This is a genomic window from Psychrobacter sp. ANT_H56B (assembly GCF_008369245.1).
Classification (GTDB): Bacteria; Pseudomonadota; Gammaproteobacteria; order Pseudomonadales; family Moraxellaceae; genus Psychrobacter; species Psychrobacter cryohalolentis.
Genome location: NZ_VOBF01000006.1, coordinates 64,387 through 81,650 on the forward strand (window position 1 = coordinate 64,387; position 17,264 = coordinate 81,650).

The 17,264-nt window shown below is 42.6% G+C and carries 14 protein-coding genes; 2 read left to right on the top strand and 12 right to left on the bottom strand.

What is annotated here, in order from left to right:
* Window positions 1-66 precede the first annotated feature (66 nt).
* Window positions 67-864: an enoyl-CoA hydratase/isomerase family protein gene (locus tag FQ082_RS08575; protein ID WP_149492785.1), complete on the bottom strand. Its 798-nt coding sequence runs from the start codon at window positions 862-864 to the stop codon at window positions 67-69.
* A 439-nt stretch (window positions 865-1,303) separates the two neighbouring features.
* Between FQ082_RS08575 and FQ082_RS08580 the strand changes: the two genes are divergently transcribed.
* The gene (locus FQ082_RS08580; RefSeq protein ID WP_133105172.1) at window positions 1,304-2,116 is read left to right on the top strand and encodes an alpha/beta fold hydrolase; all 813 of its coding nucleotides are present in this window, start codon (window positions 1,304-1,306) and stop codon (window positions 2,114-2,116) included.
* A gap of 123 nt (window positions 2,117-2,239) precedes the next feature.
* Here FQ082_RS08580 and FQ082_RS08585 read toward each other — a convergent pair whose 3' ends face one another.
* The 11 genes from FQ082_RS08585 to FQ082_RS08635 form a co-directional block, all read right to left on the bottom strand.
* The gene (locus FQ082_RS08585; protein WP_149492786.1) at window positions 2,240-3,304 is read right to left on the bottom strand and encodes an HpcH/HpaI aldolase/citrate lyase family protein; all 1,065 of its coding nucleotides are present in this window, start codon (window positions 3,302-3,304) and stop codon (window positions 2,240-2,242) included.
* Between the two features lie 77 nt (window positions 3,305-3,381).
* Window positions 3,382-4,563: a cysteine protease StiP domain-containing protein gene (locus tag FQ082_RS08590; protein ID WP_149492849.1), complete on the bottom strand. Its 1,182-nt coding sequence runs from the start codon at window positions 4,561-4,563 to the stop codon at window positions 3,382-3,384.
* 70 nt (window positions 4,564-4,633) lie between these two features.
* Entirely contained in the window at window positions 4,634-5,452 is an 819-nt protein-coding gene (locus FQ082_RS08595; RefSeq protein WP_149492787.1) for an HAD hydrolase family protein, read from the bottom strand.
* 544 nt (window positions 5,453-5,996) lie between these two features.
* Window positions 5,997-6,968, bottom strand: a complete 972-nt coding sequence (locus FQ082_RS08600; RefSeq protein ID WP_011513103.1) for a peptide ABC transporter ATP-binding protein — start codon at window positions 6,966-6,968, stop codon at window positions 5,997-5,999.
* Window positions 6,965-8,026 carry an ABC transporter ATP-binding protein gene (locus FQ082_RS08605; protein WP_149492788.1) on the bottom strand — a complete coding sequence of 354 codons (1,062 nt, stop codon included), beginning with the start codon at window positions 8,024-8,026 and terminating at the stop codon, window positions 6,965-6,967. Before FQ082_RS08605 ends, FQ082_RS08600 begins: the two co-directional genes overlap by 4 nt.
* On the bottom strand, window positions 8,026-8,940 hold the full coding sequence (locus FQ082_RS08610; RefSeq protein WP_133105167.1) for an ABC transporter permease: 915 nt from the start codon (window positions 8,938-8,940) through the stop codon (window positions 8,026-8,028). The genes FQ082_RS08605 and FQ082_RS08610 overlap by 1 nt, the downstream gene beginning before the upstream one ends.
* 235 nt (window positions 8,941-9,175) lie before the next feature.
* Entirely contained in the window at window positions 9,176-10,192 is a 1,017-nt protein-coding gene (locus FQ082_RS08615; RefSeq protein ID WP_011513106.1) for an ABC transporter permease, read from the bottom strand.
* A gap of 212 nt (window positions 10,193-10,404) precedes the next feature.
* Window positions 10,405-12,048, bottom strand: coding sequence for an ABC transporter substrate-binding protein (locus FQ082_RS08620; protein WP_149492789.1), 1,644 nt, complete (start codon window positions 12,046-12,048; stop codon window positions 10,405-10,407).
* 476 nt (window positions 12,049-12,524) lie between these two features.
* A complete protein-coding gene (locus tag FQ082_RS08625) occupies window positions 12,525-13,802 on the bottom strand; it encodes a phosphoribosyltransferase domain-containing protein (protein WP_149492790.1) in 1,278 nt (425 codons plus the stop codon).
* A gap of 174 nt (window positions 13,803-13,976) precedes the next feature.
* Window positions 13,977-14,402, bottom strand: coding sequence for a hypothetical protein (locus FQ082_RS08630; RefSeq protein ID WP_149492791.1), 426 nt, complete (start codon window positions 14,400-14,402; stop codon window positions 13,977-13,979).
* Window positions 14,403-14,441: 39 nt separating this feature from the next.
* Entirely contained in the window at window positions 14,442-15,608 is a 1,167-nt protein-coding gene (locus FQ082_RS08635) for an ATP-grasp domain-containing protein (RefSeq protein WP_149492792.1), read from the bottom strand.
* Between the two features lie 309 nt (window positions 15,609-15,917).
* Here FQ082_RS08635 and FQ082_RS08640 point away from each other — a divergent pair, with 309 nt between their 5' ends.
* Complete coding sequence (locus FQ082_RS08640; RefSeq protein WP_149492793.1) at window positions 15,918-17,201, top strand: TerD family protein; 1,284 nt, start codon at window positions 15,918-15,920, stop codon at window positions 17,199-17,201.
* Window positions 17,202-17,264 lie beyond the last annotated feature (63 nt).

Below are 17,264 nucleotides of genomic sequence, written 5' to 3' on the forward strand. Positions count from 1 at the left end.
ATTCAAAAAAGGCTGCACCTTGGCAGCCTTTTTAATAATATTGCAAAGAACAATGTCATCAGCGTACTATTTACCTTGATAAACCGGCTTACGTTTTTCCATAAATGCGGTAATACCTTCTTTAAAATCATCGGTTTTAGCAAGCATCGTTTGTTGTTCTACTTCCATATCCAATGCTTCATTAAGACCCATATAGGCATGAGTATTAATCATGTGTTTCATCGATGCCAATGCTTTGCCGGGTAGATTACTCAGACGCGTTGCCAATGCCAGTACGCTCGCATCAAGCTCATCGTTACTAACCACATCGTTGACTAAGTTTAAGCGTGCCATATCTTCCGCTTTGAGCTTATCACCAAGCATGACCATCTCAGTCGTTTTTGCAACGCCAATCAATTGATTCAATAAGTAAATACCACCAGCATCTGGAATCAGACCAATATTGACAAAAGCTTGTACAAATTTGGCATTTTCAGCGGCAATACGAAAGTCACAAGTCAGCGCTAAGTTCATGCCAGCACCAGCAACTGCACCTTCTAATTTGGCGATAATAGGCTTATGAATATTACGTAGCTTTAAGCTAATCTCAGCGACTTCACCAACCATAAAGTTTAGCTTATCCGATAATGCCTCGCTTTCCATACCGTTTTCCAACATCTCACCGATATGCCCGCCACTTGAGAAGTTATTGCCGGCGCCCTGCAAAACGATCACTCGTACTTGCTCATCTTCATCGGCTTTGGTCAAAGATGCCATCATGGCATCTTTGAGTACCGTGCTAAAGGCGTTCAAGGTTTTAGGATCGTTCATTGTGATGGTAGCGATATGGTTTTCGGCTTGGTATTCGACGAGAGCTTGTGACATTTTGGATATCCTTAAGATGATTTTCTAGATAATGGTTGCAATAAAATACTGGTATAGTCATGCCTGAATAAAAGAAATATACATGTTATAAAGAACTACTGAGGTTAATTTTTCTTGCTTGCTGTGCCTGCGCAGACAGAGGCTGCGAATAATTAACCTTAGTAGTGTTGTACTCTTTTAAAATTGGATCAACTATATCGGCAGTAAGTAAAACAAATAGTGCAATACTAATTACTATAGCAGTTTGAGCTTATTATAAAAGCGAGATTTGTGCGCGCTTAAGGCACGTTTGAATAATATTTTTTGCTGCTATCACTATTGCCAAAGGTATAAAACCTATCATTCAAAAATAAGGCTACTATCTGTAAGAGGGTTGAATTATGCTAGAAGACAGATTTCAAAAGGTTTTATTTTTTATGACACCAACAAGGAAGTGGTTATGCCAATGATTCATGTCAATGATATCGATATTTATTATGAAGACAGCGCGCCAAACGATAAGCAAAAGCCCATCATGGTATTCGCCCATGGTTTGCTATGGAATACGCGTATGTTTGACAAGCAAGTCGAGTATTTTAAAGCAGGTTATCGCTGTATTGCGTTTGATTTTCGGGGACAAGGTCAGTCTGAAATTACCAAATCTGGCTATGATATGGAAACCTTAACTGAAGATACGCTGGCGTTGTTAGATGCGCTAGATATTCAGCAGTGTCATTTTTTAGGACTATCAATGGGTGGATTTGTCGCCCAACGTATTGCGTTAAAGCGTCCTGAGTTATTGCTATCGCTGACGCTGCTTGAAACCTCTGCTGATCCTGAAGATCCTAAAAACGTGCCACAGTACCGCAAGCTGATTAAAGCCATTCGTTGGTTGGGCATGAAGCGTGTCAGCCAAAAAGTAATGCCCATTATGTTTGGCAGCAGTTTTTTAGCAGATAAATCGCGTAAAGCTGACCGTAGAGAGTGGTTGTCTATGTTGCAAAGCAATCGTAAGGGCGGGGTCATCAAGGCAACTACTGGCGTGATTGAGCGCTCTGCAACGTATGATCAGCTCAGTGATATCAAGACGCCGACGCTTATCATTGTTGGCGATGAAGATGTGGCAACACCGTATGCAAAAGCTGAGCGCATGCACTTTGCGATAGCAGGCTCTAAGCTGGTGGTGATTAAAGGTGCGGGGCATACGGCAACGGTTGAAGAGCCGGAGCAAGTTAATAAAGCCATTAATAAGTTTTTGGCAAACTTTATATAGTGTTCATTGCAGATCTATATACCTGATATGACAGCGTTTATTATCGCAAAAAATGTAGAAAAAAAGCCGTTATCATGGATTTGATAACGGCTTTTTTAACGCTTTAAAAGGAGTGTTTACAATTTATAAGCGCGCTGTATAGTCGTTATTGCCATCATTAATGGTGCCAAAAACGTTAGCTCTATTGACGATTTCGGTTGCCCAAGCACGATGGGTAGCAGGCTCTAGCATAGTATTATTATATTTAAAGACCGCTTTTGCCTCGCTATGTAATATCGCCTGTGCCTCATCTAAAGTGCTAAGCGGTACGCAGTATGCTTGTTGTACCAAAGCAATCTGACTTGGATGAATAACGGTTTTTCCGACCAACCCCAAGCTGACATCACGCGTCAACTCTTGCATAAATAACGTAGGCTCATCCAAATACTCAAACACCGGCGCCGACAGATAAAAGCCATGTGGCACAAAACAGCCAAGCAGCTGGTAGGCTAGTGTACCAACAGGTGTATCATAGACAAGGCTATTCTTAGGACGGCGCAAACGCAGTGCTGCAAATAAATCATTACCACCAATACGCAAAGCAAATACCGGCTGGCTAAAAGCTTCTTTAAAACCAATCGCCAGCTCTTGATTATGGTGTGGATTAAACAACGCTGCCGTCTCAAGCGTCGGCATTAATAGCATGTCAGTACTAAGATTCTGGCATGCCATGCGCCAATTAGATAGACTGTACATATCGACTTTTGGCATCACAAAACCATCAATCAAATCAATATGGGTAAAGCCCGATAACTGCTCTAACATGGCAGGATGGCGCGGGCGTACAAATACCAACGGACGCGTTGGCTGCTCAGTCTGTATCTTGGTTTGTTGTGTCGGCTCATTGATACTATCAACGTGCGTCGCCCACGTATACAGCAGCGTCTGCAAGCGCTCAAGTGCCAACTCAACATCATTGTGGCTAACCGCATCTTCAAGACAGATGATAATACTATTAATCGTCGGTAATTTATCACGCTTGATCACTTGCCAGATATCTTGGCGCGTCGCTGGCATATATAAGCTCGCTCCCAACTGATACGGATGATGCATGTTAGGTTTGAGCATAGCATGACGCTCAGTAATCAGATGCGCGTAAGACTGGGTGTTTTGATAAAGGTGGGACTCGTTTTTTGGCATATCTGACATAATGGGCATCGTAAATAGTGGTAAATGAATGGGTCTAAAAGTATGGTTTCAAGATTAGGTAGAAAGATAAGGAGTTATTAATCGTCTGTAGTGCGCTGCTTAATAAGGGTAATCGCTTGATAAGGCAGTATTTTATCACCTAGTACGCTAATAGCGATATGTCGCTGTGTACATAAATGCCTTAATAATATAGTGTCGGGGTGCTCAGCGCTCGCTAACAAAATACGTTCAGGGTCGCGGCGTAGTATCGCGCGTGTCGCCTCAGCAATGGTCGGCTTAATACGATTACGATTGCTAATACCATACTCAGCAGCCAAGCTATCGACTAATTCGGCCGTTTGATAGCGAGGTTGCTTATGTGTTGGCAAACATTTCAAAGGCGTGTTTAATATACGCCTTGTCGCATCGATACAATCAATAAAGGCCAGACTATGATCTACACTGATCAAATTATCATAAAAGACACTGCGATGCAGCCCCAATTCCGGCTCAGTATATAAACTGCGTGATATAAGCCCTGATACAGTACTATTTAATAAACCTGACGGAATCAACCAGTCATCGATACTAGCAGCCAGCCAAGCAACACCAGCCGGATCAGCAAGGGTCAGTAGCGGTATAACATCCTGACCTTGATGGAAAATATTGGCAAAGTTAGGGTGGTTAGGATCAGCAAAGGCTTTTAGACTATGCGCCAGTTCTTGATAAATCGCCCCTTTACCTGTCCAACCATCGACAAATACAATCGGGCTATGAGGATGATTATTTAATATCATCTTTAAAGCAACCGGATCAAGACCACGATCTCGTATAATACTGACGCCATAATGCACACTTGGTAGAGAGTAGCTGCTATCGGCAGTTGCTAATGCGCGTTGTAACAGCACGCCTATTGGTAAACCCGCACGCACAAGACTGACTAATATTAACGGGCGCTCATTATTGACGTTTGGCTGAAAAACTTGCTGTAGCGTATAGGCCAAGTTGGTAATATCAGTCGCTGCTCTTACTTTTCCCTGTTCTAACGCCTCGATATATAGCTGCTCATGCATGGCACTTGGCGCGTCTTCCAAGGTCAGCATATCAGAATAATGACGCTGCCCACTTTGAATCAGTGCTTCTTTTTGACTGACAGGCACATCAGCAACGGCATCTTTATCAACGATATTGAGCAGTACAGTGACATCGCTAGCAAGATAGCTGCCTGAGCCATATTGTGATAAATCGGCTGTTTTAATATTAGAATGGATTGAAGTCATAGTAGAAATAGTTGTACTCGTTTGATGACGGTTTAATAGCAGAATATCATTTAATAAAAGGTAGCGCTCATCATTTAGCTGCAAATTTCTCATGTAGCTGTCCATGATTGGGCATGCCGTACCAGTCAAGTAATTGCAGAAATGGCAGATCTGCCAGACTGTCACCAAAACCGAAGCTTGGGCGCTGATGATCCAAATGCTGTTCCAATAAAAATTGTACCGCATGACGTTTATGAATAGCATGCGGCAATATTGCTAAATTATTAGCATTCACATGCACATAAAAAATCTCATCAAAATCTGGTATGAGCGTTGGTAATTGTGTGGCTAAATCTGCCAATGCTTGATGGTCTTTCTGCGTGTGTTTGATCGCTAGATAAATGGTCATCTCGCTGTCGATAAAAGTATCTTTATGCGGGGTAAGCTTTAAGTCGTTATGAGTACTATCGCTTTCTGGTCTATAACTATTGACCAACTCAGTTAGCTGACTGAGCTTATCTTGTACTGGAGCAAGCGCGTTATACATATGCTGCTGCCACGTGCTTAGTAGCTTACCATCAGACGCTAAAATGACCGCGCCATGGGTCAATACTTGCCAGCTGTTAAAGGGCAGTTTGACGCGTTTAATTTCCTGACGATCACGTGCTGTGACAGCTATCAATTCAGTACTGGCAAATAGCCAATTAAAAAAGACCGCTTGGCGCTGACTCATAAAGCTTAACGGCTCACCTTTTTTATTGACAGTGGCGCAAACCAAATTTTCAGGTTCAGTAGTGGGTAATTCCCATGCATCAATTTTACGCTGAGTTTGAAAGAGCGTATCGTCCAAATCCATCAGCGCATATGGCTTTACAATGTTTGGACTAGACTGGAAAAATGGGAAGGTCATTATGTTTTCCAAAGATAAAAATGATGATAAGACTGTTTATAGATGGCTTGAATACGGATATGTAAGGGAGGTGCAGCGCTGTTTTTTAAAACTGAGCATTACCTATCTATCAGACTTTAGCCAAATGCAGACAGTATAACGATAATCATAAAAAAGGTCAGAATAAATCGGTAATAAAAGTGCAGAATTATCGCAAGAGGATTGGCTTTAACCAATTTAGGATTGGATAGATAAGCTTAAATGACAGAGTTTAAAAATGGCTTGTGGCTGATTATAACCATCGATTTAATAAACTCAGAAAATTCAGTGTGAAATTTTCCGAGTTTATTAAAGTGAGGTTTCTTGAATAATAGGACGGTATTAAACTGATAGAGTCGATTCCAAATAAAATAGATACGCTATATTGCAACGCGGAACTGGTATGAATTTTTCTGGCGTGCTGTGCCTACGCCGACAGAGGCTGCGTAAAATTTATTCCAGTCCCGCTGTATCGTTTTAATACTGAATTCACTATAGAGACAATAGTTATGAAGTCAGCACCCAATTATCCATATATTTCTTCTAACCTTAGGCAAGAGACTAATCGTCCTTCCCATTCACGTAGCTCAGGTTCAATTTCGCTACATATTGGTTTGGCATAGGGGCAGCGTTTATGAAGTGCGCAGCCACTTGGCGGATTAAGCGGACTAGGTAATTCGCCTTGTAGAGTCAGCTCTTTTTTATGACCCGTCACTGAGGGCGCTGCTGAGAGTAAAGCGATGGTATAAGGGTGTTTAGGATCATTATAAATAGCATCTTTAGCACCGTGCTCAACGGCTTTGCCTAAATACATGACCATCACGTCATCTGCTACGTGGCGTACGACAGAAAGGTTGTGCGAGATAAAGACATAGGCAGTATGATATTCATCTTGCAAATCCATAAATAGATTCAGTACTTGCGCCTGAATAGAGACGTCGAGTGCTGACGTCGGCTCATCAGCGACGACAATTTTAGGATTGAGCATCATGGCACGGGCAAGAGCAATACGTTGGCGCTGACCGCCAGAAAACATATGCGGATAGCGACCTGTATGCTCAGGACGCAAACCAACGTGCTTCATCATTGCATGGACTTTGGTGCGTTTTTCTTCTTTGCTCAGCGTGGTATGAATGTCTAACGGTTCGGTCAGCTGAAAGCCAATGGTATGGCGTGGGTTGAGGCTACCATAAGGGTTTTGGAACACCATCTGAATCTCAGTCCGCAAATTTTTAAGCGCACTTCTACTATAACTCGTAGTTGCCTCATCGTTAATAAATAACTCGCCACTGGTAGGTTCTTCTATCAAGGTAAGTTGGCGAGCTAAAGTAGATTTGCCGCATCCTGACTCACCAACGACTGCGAGAGTTTTACCTGCTTCTAGCTCAAATGAGATGCCATTTAATGCCTTAACGAACGCTTTACCTTTTCCTAAGCCTAGAGACACTTGATAGTGTTTATGTAAGTTATCTGCCTTTAAGACGATTTTATTACTCATATTTCAGACTCCATAGTAGCGGTTTGAATAGTCCGAGTAGGATGTTCGGGAAGGGTGGCGTGAATACAGCGGACTTCGCCATTTGGGGTTGCTAAAATAGGTGGCGGCACCTCACAAGCAGGCTCTTTATAGGGACAACGTGGTGAGAGTAGACAGCCTGTTGGCCTATCATATTGACTAGGCACCACACCTGGTAAGCTATTCAATCTATCTTGTCCAACAGCCAGTTCAGGAATCGCTTGCAGTAGAGCTTCGGTATAAGGGTGCGCAGGTTTTTGGAATATCTCTGGCACTGTACTGGTCTCGACCACTTGACCGGCATACATGACAGCGACATCACGAGCGTTTTGTGCGACTAAGCCCAAGTCATGAGTGATGAGCACCATTGCCATTTGCTTTTCACGTTGTAAGCGACTGAGTAAATCCATGATTTGAGCCTGAACGGTAACGTCGAGAGCGGTCGTCGGCTCATCAGCAATAAGCAGTTTCGGCTCGCAAGCCAGTGCCATCGCAATCATGACCCGTTGACTCATACCACCTGAAAGTTGGTGCGGATAGACACGTAGGCGATTCTTAGCATCTGGCATCTCAACCAGCTCTAATAATTCTAAAAGACGCTGCCGTACTGCTGCGCCGCGCAAGCCAAGATGGGTAGTTAATACTTCTCCCATTTGCATCTCGACCGTAAAGCTTGGATTCAGGCATGACATGGCATTTTGAAATATCATCGAGATATCTTTACCGATAATCTTGCGCTTTTGTTTTGCTGGCATGGTGAGGAGATTCTTGCCATCAAAGTTAAGACGATCAGCAACGACAGTGGCAGAAGAGGGTAATAAACCCATCAGTGCCATCATAGTGACCGATTTACCAGAGCCTGATTCACCGACAACTGCGACGACCTCTCCTTGTTTGATTTTTAGAGAGACATCATCGACCGCGCGAAATGCTCTTGCTCCTTCTCCAAAAGTCACTGATAGATGCTCAATATCGAGGAGTAATGGGTTGTCTGTGGCAATGTTATTTGCTATTGGGCTATTTACTTGAAAATCGTTCATTAAGATACCTGCTTCAATTTTGGATCTAAGGCATCACGCAGACCGTCACCCGTTAGATTGATGGACAATGCGGCTAAGAAAATAGCTACACCGGGCCAAATCGCTAACCATACATTGCTCTGGATATATTGACGAGCAGTACCTAGCATCGCACCCCACTCAGCATCAGGGGGTTGAACACCGAAACCTAAGAAACCAATCGCGCCGGCTTCCAAAATAGCAGTAGAGAAAATCATGGTCGCTTGGACGATTAATGGCGCCATACAGTTTGGTAATATCGTGATAAACAATAATCTTAAGACGCCTGCGCCCATGACCTGTGAAGCAATAAAATACTCACGTTGCAGCTCAACCATTGCTGTTGCGCGGGTCAACCTAATAAAAGGCGGCGTACATACCAAGGCAATGGTAATGATGGTATTGGTCATCGAAGGCCCTAAAATAGCGGCAATGATAATGGCGAGCAGCAAGCTTGGATAAGACATCAAGATATCATTTACTAGCATGACCGCTTTGCCCCAAACCTTGGGCCAAAAGGCAGCACTTAGTCCTAACGATACGCCCACAATCATCGCTATCGAAGTGGCACTGATACCGATAAATAATGAATAACGTGCGCCGTGCATGACGCGCGAGAGCGTATCACGACCGGCATCATCGGTGCCCAAAAAGAACATCGAATCACCACCACTAAAGAAGGAGGGCGGCAACTGCTCTTTACCGGTAAATAATTCATAAGGGTCATAAGGGGCAATGGTAGGGGCCAAGATTGCGACGATGACCATCAGCATCAAGACTATAAAACCCAGTACCGCGCCTTTATTTCGGCAAAAGGTGTATAAAAACAGCTGCCAAGAAGTCGGCGGCTTAGGCGCAACCGGAGCAATGTCAGAAGGAACTACAGAAGGCTTCATTGGATATTCCTTTAGTGAATCAGACCTTGTTTTACTCCACTGGCTTGCTTACTTTATTAGGATAAGTCGCTTATGGTTTTAGCTAACTTAGCATGCGCTTATCTTCTGTAAGCTGAGTAATACAAACTTAGGGATACAAGATCTTTATGAGCACTATGGGTAATTATTAAAAACTATAAATAGCAATTGTCGATACAATAACAATGCATCAAATGGGCTTCACCCTAACAATAGACTATGAAGAATGGCGAATTCTAGGATTAATAAATCCATATAAAATATCGATCATTAAGCTCACCAGAATCAGCGCGGTGGCGACCAATAAAATACCATTTTGTACAATGGGATAATCACGCGTAAAGAAGCCATCTAATAACCAGTTGCCGACACCCGGCCAACTAAAGATAGTCTCAGTGATAATAGCGCCAGCTAGTAACGTTGCCATCTGCAATCCCACTACAGTAACCACGGTAATGAGCGCATTACGCATCACGTGAATTAAAATCACACGTTTTGGTGATAGACCTTTGGCTCTTGCAGTACGCACATAATCTTCATCCAATACTTCAAGCATCGCTGAGCGTGTCATACGAGCAATCATCGCTAAAGGAATGGTAGATAGGGCAACCGAGGGCAGAATGAAATGTTTGACAACGTTCCAAAAGGCGCCGGGCTCACCAGAGCTTAAAGAACCTAGTAGCCAAGACCCGTATAAAGGTTTGACGTCTAGGAACTGGGCGACAGAGATAACGCCAGAGACCGGTAGTAGACCTAGATAGTGGGCGAAAATACCCGTTAGGATAGGACCAAGTAAGTAGATCGGCATAGAGTAGCCGGCAAGTGCGCCAGACATTAAGGTATAGTCTAGCCAAGTACCACGGCGTAAGGCAGCCAAAATACCCAGACTAATACCAACGATACTCGCTATCGTAATCGCGCAAAGCGCCAGCTCTAATGTCGGCACAAAATGCGCAAAAAAATCCTGCAATATAGGCGTACGGGTACGAAAGGATTCACCGAAGTTACCTTGCAGTATCCCAGTGAGATAATCCCAATATTGTACGGGTAAGGGTTTGTCCAAACCAAGGCGGGCTAAAGCCTGCGCATGTAGCTCAGGATCAACCATGCGCTCTCCCATCATAATCTCAACTGCATCGCCAGGTACGAGGCGAATAAGAATAAAAGTCGATAGGGTTAAGCCGATATAGACGGGAACTAAGATTAAAATCCGGCGTAGAATATAAAGTAGCATAGCTCGGCTCGTTTTTATAGAAGTGGCTTTTACTAGCTATAGCTCAGGCTCAGACAAATACGGCTGGAACAGAACCTCTGAACCAGCCGCAAACGTATATAGAGCAATGACTATAGAATAAAAGGCGTCACTAGGGTTTGTTAGGTACTGGTATTGAATCTAATACCAGTACCGAATGCAGCACTGATATTAGCTAAGGCTATTTAATACAGCTATTCAATATCAACGCCATCAAAGCGAATGGAGCCGAGTGGGCTAATTTTGTAGTCTTTTACATTAGGGGTCGTTAATACTGTCACGACTGAGTTAGCAACTGTCGTCCAAGGTAGTTGGTCTTTAAAGATAACCTGAGCCTGCTTGTAATTGGCAATACGCTCATCTTGGTTGGTATTTGCACGCGCATCCATGACCAGCTTATCAAAGTCTTTATTACACCAGCGCGAGTAGTTGTTACCGTTAACCGCATCACAAGATAGTAGAACGCCTAACCAGTTATCAGGATCTCCATTATCGCCTGTCCAACCGGCTAGGATCGCTTCAGGCTCGCCTTTACCCGCACGCTTTAGGTACTCGCCCCACTCATAAGTCACAAGCTTGGCTTTAACACCAATTTTAGCCCAATCTGATTGAATCATTTCAGCCATTAGCTTGGCATTAGGGTTATAAGGGCGCTGAACGGGCATGTACCATAAGTCGATTTCTAAATCTTTAGCACCTGCTTCAGCCAGTAGGGCTTTGGCTTTTTCGATATCGTAAGGCGCATCTTTGATCTCATCGTTATAGCCCCACTGCGTTGGTGGCATTGGGTTGCTTGCTTTGATACCAGAACCTTGATATACCGCATTGATGATGGCGTCTTTATTGATTGCCATATCGAGAGCGCGGCGAACATTGACATCTTTTAGATCTGGTTTTTCAGTGTTATAGCCTAAGTAACCAACGTTAAATCCAGCATCATCTAGTACGTTTGCTTTGCCAGATTTTTTGGCAGAATCAACTTCAGATGGGTTGGCATAAGCGGAGACATTACATTCGCCTGCTTGTACCTTCTGTGCGCGAACCGCCGAGTCTTTAGTGATGACGAAGACGAGGTTATCGATATGAATGTTGTCTTTGTTCCAATAGTCAGGATTTTTGGTATAACGAATCTGCGCATCTTTTTGATACGAAGTAAAGACGAAAGGTCCGGTACCGACTGGTTTGGTATTTAGATCAGCGGCATTGCCAGCGTCTTGTAACTGCTTAGCATACTCTGCAGAATGCACATAGGCGAACGGCATTGCTAGGTTTTGTAGGAATGGCGCGTTGGTCTCAGTCAGAGTGATTTTGACCGTATAATCATCGACTTTTTCTACTTTATCGATGATATCAGGTAAGCCCATGCCTACTGAATATGGGAATTCAGCTGGATAGTCTTTATTAAAAGCAAAACCTGTATCGGTAAGACGTTCGATGGTAAAGATAATGTCATCAGCATTGAAGTCACGAGTTGGGGTGAAATAATCGGTCTTGCCGAATTTGACGCCTTTACGTAGATTGAGCGTATAAGTCTTACCGTCTTCGCTGATTTCCCAGCTTTCGGCTAAGCCTGGCTCGATTTCGGTTTCGCCACGTTTAAACTGTACGATACCATTAAAAATAGGATAAGCACTGGCATCAAAGTCAGTACCTGCCGTATATTGCGCAGGGTCAAAGCCGGCAGGGCTACCTTCTGAACAGTAAATTAAGGTCTTGGCGGCTTTGGCATCGCTACCGGCATCTGCCGTTTTATCCGCAGTTTTATTGTCGCCGCTACAGGCACTGACGCCTAGCGTTAAGGCTGCTAACAAGGTGAGCTTGAAAAATGGAGTTTGCACTGTGATTACATCCTGTATAAATCGTTAGATAATTATCGATTGATAGCACGACAACGACATTAGACGCCGTTGATATCGAACTCTAATCGATAAACCTTTAATTCCTTTTAAAGTATTTATCAATTCAAATTATTTCAGATCATGACAAATTATCAGAATTTGAGACACCTCAGAATGGTGTGTCTCAAGTGTTTGGTCTTCTAATAGTTGATATGTTGACACTGAATAAGCAAATGAATAGACCGAATATATAGGTAAATATGAGGTTGTGCAAGGTATCTACAGCGCAAATATGAATTTTTTTATGCTATGGACATCTTTTTTGTTATTAATGAGGTATTTAACCTCCGTAAAATCACAGGCATGTATGAGTAAACTTTGTTTTAGAAAGATATAATAAATATTCTAAAGATGTTCATATTACGACTATGACAATCCATTATCAGTAGCTCGTAATATGCATGTTAAATGCACGTCTATTTAGGATTCACCACCAACACATTATCCAAACCTTTCCACATGGTATCCACACTATCAGACGACGTTTCCACACACAATACAATCAAATCCCACTCATTTGGCTCAACGTTATAGGCAAAATTGGTCATACCAAGGCCATAATTATCACAAAAGCTTAATATCGTGCCAATACCGCTACCAAGTGCAATCGGTGAGCGGGTTAATGCGCTAAAATTCACCGTATTATTGCTGTTATCTAAATTCGTCTGTGTCTCAAGCCATTCCGCCAGCAAAAACGGCAGCCAGACAAATTCATTACTGCCCAGTACCAATATTTTTTGTGGCAAGTGAGCGTTATTAAAAGCGGTTTGGCCATCAAAAATTGCAAATGCAGTTTGGAAACTTGCTAGATAATCAGCAAAGCCATTCGTGCTATCTAGCGTTGGAAAGCGTCCCCAATTACCGGTATTGCCCAAAGGTTGACTACCAGCTTCGGTCGTATCAACCGATGGCATAATGATAGGCTCAGGGTTGGGCGCATCAGTCCATTTCCAAGCGCCAGATAGTAAATGATGGCGGTGAAAATCAATGTTTGGCAGACGGGTGGCAATCGTATCATCGGCGTTAGCATCAGACTCATTTTGATTCTGACTTAGGGACCAATCAACCAAGGTTGTGAGATGCACTTGCTCTAGTTGGGTCAACCCAGCTTCACGTAATGCTGTGACGACATTAACGCAAGTATTGCCTGTTGATGCTTCATCATCAACCATAATCAGCGTTTTACTGGCAAGTAGTTGCGCTTGCGTCATTTTATCGGCACTTTGATAAATCAGATGCTGACTGGCATGACTGTGGTCTTCGCTAAAAGTGGTCAATAAAGAATCGCTACTGTTGTCATCATGCTGGGCATGACGAGTAGAATTCAGCAGCAACGCTTGTGGATAGCGCGTTTGTAGCGCTTGGTGCACACCGGCAGATAAGCCAACCGCCGTCTCTGCCATACCGATGACCAAAATCGGCTCAGGCAAATCATCAGGTACTAAGTTTGCCAAATCAGTAAAGGCATCACGCATGATGCTTGGTGCCACCGGAATATGACGACCTAACACTTTTGAAACAAACAAAAACGCCCGTTTTGGATTGATACGTTGAGCAAAATCAAGCAAGTCATTTAGCTGATAATGGCTGTTTTCTTTACGGTCGTTGTTACCACTAGCAGCGTTGGTCTGATAGGTCAGATCAAGCGTACCGCGAGGTAAGGTGATGGTCGTGTTGTGTTGCTTATTTGGCATTCATATTCCTTCCGGATTTTTATAGATTTAAAATTATTTCCTAACTCTTATAATTCATTAGAATAAACTTAATACGGCAGTTGTAAGTGTTATGCTGTTGTTGTATTTTTTGAGTCAGGTAGTTGATATGAGTGATTAATATATAATAATGCTAAAGACTGAAATAATCTTATATTAACTACTGTATTGCATAGGTATAGAAAACAAGCTTAGAATAATATTTAAGCCAAAATTAAACGCTGGTGCAAGTACAAGACTTAGATAGGTATGACCAAAATAGTAAGTAAGAGCCAACAAGATAGGTATTGCAATAATATCTATCGCAATCTCATATTTAGGAAAAACACTTTGCTGAATGTTCTCTGACATGATTACTATCGCGGCAAACACTAGCAATAAAGGCAAGATTATTATTGCTATACCTATAAACAATGCTAAACCACCAAACATCATGAAAAAACCAAATATGATTGATAGTCCATTCATAATGGATGAACTTGTTTCAATACTATGGGAAAGATTTCTCGCGATGTCAAAATAAGCATTAGGGAAAGCTTTTAACTCATATACTAAAAAATCATAAATAGAATTAATAATCATATTTAAAAATCTTATAAAATATTTCGATAGATGAAAAGCTTAAACTTCCGAAGCATCGTCTTCAATCTTTACACTCACCATAATAGAACGTACTTGGCACGGTGTAATTTGCTGTGCGATATCTGCCAGTTTCGGCTTCTTACTTAAACCGAGCCAATAAGCAAAACCAACTTGAGTTATATCTACACCGCTATGAGTGGTGTAATCAATACCACCAGAGGGGCGACTATTAATCTCAAGCACACGATGATGACCATTATCATCCGCTTTAGTCTGGACACTAACGATACCATCACAGCTGAACGTTTTTATCAGTGGAATGACCACATCCATGACTGATTGCTCATAACCAATATGCTGAATTTTCCCCGTTTTATAACGAGTAATAGCAGCCAACACTTCGCCGTATTCACAGACGACATCGATAGAGTATTCTTGTCCTGATAAATAAGGCATCAGCAACATGGGAATCGGGCGCTCATGCACCATAAGACTGTTGGTATAAGCATTGATAAATTGTGCGGTATTGATTTTCTTCTCTTCGGTAAAGTATAGATGCTCGAAACTGTCGTATTGCTCACCTTCTTCTTTACCCGTCTCTTTAACTTTACCTAAGCGCCAAAATCCTTGGGCAAAAATACCCGTCACTGGTTTGACACATAATGGCTGATGACCATGTTTAGCAAGTAAAGTCTCAAGCTCTGCGACAGTATCAAAGCGCCATGCATCTGCGACAGGGATATCATGCTCATGGCACTGCTGCATAAAGGCAAACTTATCATCGATGGATTCCAGTGCTGCAACGCTGGTCGCACCTGTCAATAAACGGATACCTGCTGCTGCAAATTTTTCGCGATGAGCTTCATAATCAATGCCATTGCGTCCAGTGAGTAACACTTTCACGTTGTTTTTCTGAGCTTGTTCTAACACAAATTGCCAACGTGGCATCAATGGCTCAGCGGCTTCAAGCATTGCTTGTTCATCGCTATCTTCGGTGCTAATAGAAGGCTCGCGGTAAACGCTATCGGCAAATTCAAAAATCTCAGGTCTATTATGACGATGTGAGGCAACGATATGAAAGGGCATGCTAGATTGAGCTTTTAGGGTTTGTAGGCTAGCTAACATATCACGCTGGCTTGACTGACCTTCAGCCAACCAAGCAGCGCTTAACTTTGTATGATGACTATTGTTAACAAGGTTATCCATAATTCTCTTTGCACTCTCTTAAATAATAGGGTTGTGGATCACTTGATATCGTCATCATAAAGTGATTAGCAATTTAATATATGATCGAATAATTTCAGACATGGCATTTATACATAACGGGCTCTATTATATACAAATGCTAGATGTTATAAATGTTTCCAATTAAATACCATCAAGGATTTTTGCTTTTTTTATCATATTTTATAAGTTGCTGGTTCTGATTAAGGTTGTAATACCATCCATGCTACTATATGGCGATAGTTAACATCACTCATATAAGTAAATAATAAATAACGTAAAGGATAAATGATGAGTCAACCTCAAGCTTTAATTGCAGGTGCTAACGCGCCGCTGCCAACGGATAATATTAGCATTCGTATTTTAAGCCAAAGCGCCATCGATTGCGCTGCATATCGCCTGACGACTGCAGGTAAAGTGCGCGGCGATGGCGATATGATATTTTATGGGCAGACGCGTAGCGATGATGGTAGCGTGAGCTTTCGCGGTCATGACAGTGATGGATTTTTTGATATCAATCTACCTGCGCAGCCAGCAAGTATTGAAAAGATTGCGTTAGCGTTTTCTAGTGCGCAGACGTTGGCTCAAGTCGGTGATGTGGATATTCAAGTACTACAAGGCAGTCAAGTGTTGATAACTTGCCAATTAAATGCTGTTGGACGTAATGAAAAAGCTATCATCTTAGCGGAATGTTATCGTCGGCAGGGCAATTGGAAGTTTCGTTTTATCGCTCAAGGTTTTGAAGGTGGCTTAAAACCTTTATCTGAGCATTTCGGTGTAGAGATTGCCGATGAAGCACCAGCTCAAAGCCCTGTACAAAATCAGTCACAAGGGCAAGCTCAGCCTATTAATACGCAGCGACCAATCAATACGCAAAAAGCTAGTAGTGCGCCTCAGACAACTACGCCACCGCCGATTCCTGCTGGCTCTACCAATCCTTCAATCAACCTAAGTAAAATTACTTTAACCAAAAATCAATCTAGTATCAATCTCAAGAAACGTGATGATTTTGGCAAAATATCGGTCAACCTAGACTGGAACCAACGTCCAGATGTCAGCAAGCAAGCACCCAAAAAAGGGCTGCTTGGCGATTTATTTAAGCAGCATAAAGCTGATGGAATTGATCTCGATGTCGGTGCGATGATTCATCTGAAAAATGGTGAAAAAACGCTTATTCAAGCGTTGGGAAGTCGTTTTGGTAGCCTACAGTCAGCGCCATACGTTCTATTGCGTGCCGATGACAGAACAGGACAGGTAAGCGGCGGTGAATGGCTCGATATTAATGGGCAACAGTGGTCACAGATTGAAGAGGTATTTATCTTTGCTTTCATTTACGAAGGCGCACCAAATTGGGCGCAAACTGATGGGGTAGTGACTATTCACGTACCCGACCAGCCACCGATTGAAACGCGTTTGACAGAAGGTACAGGTAACTTACCGATGTGCGCTATTGCGCGTCTGGTCAATCAGCAAGGCAGTATCAACGTTGAACGTATCAACCAATACTTTAAAGGACATCAAGAGATGGACAAAGCCTTTAATTGGGGCTTTAGCTGGAAACGCGGTAGTAAGTAACGACTTTATTTATATACTTTGATAGATATAAAAAATAAGCCCATCTATTGTTAGATGGGCTTA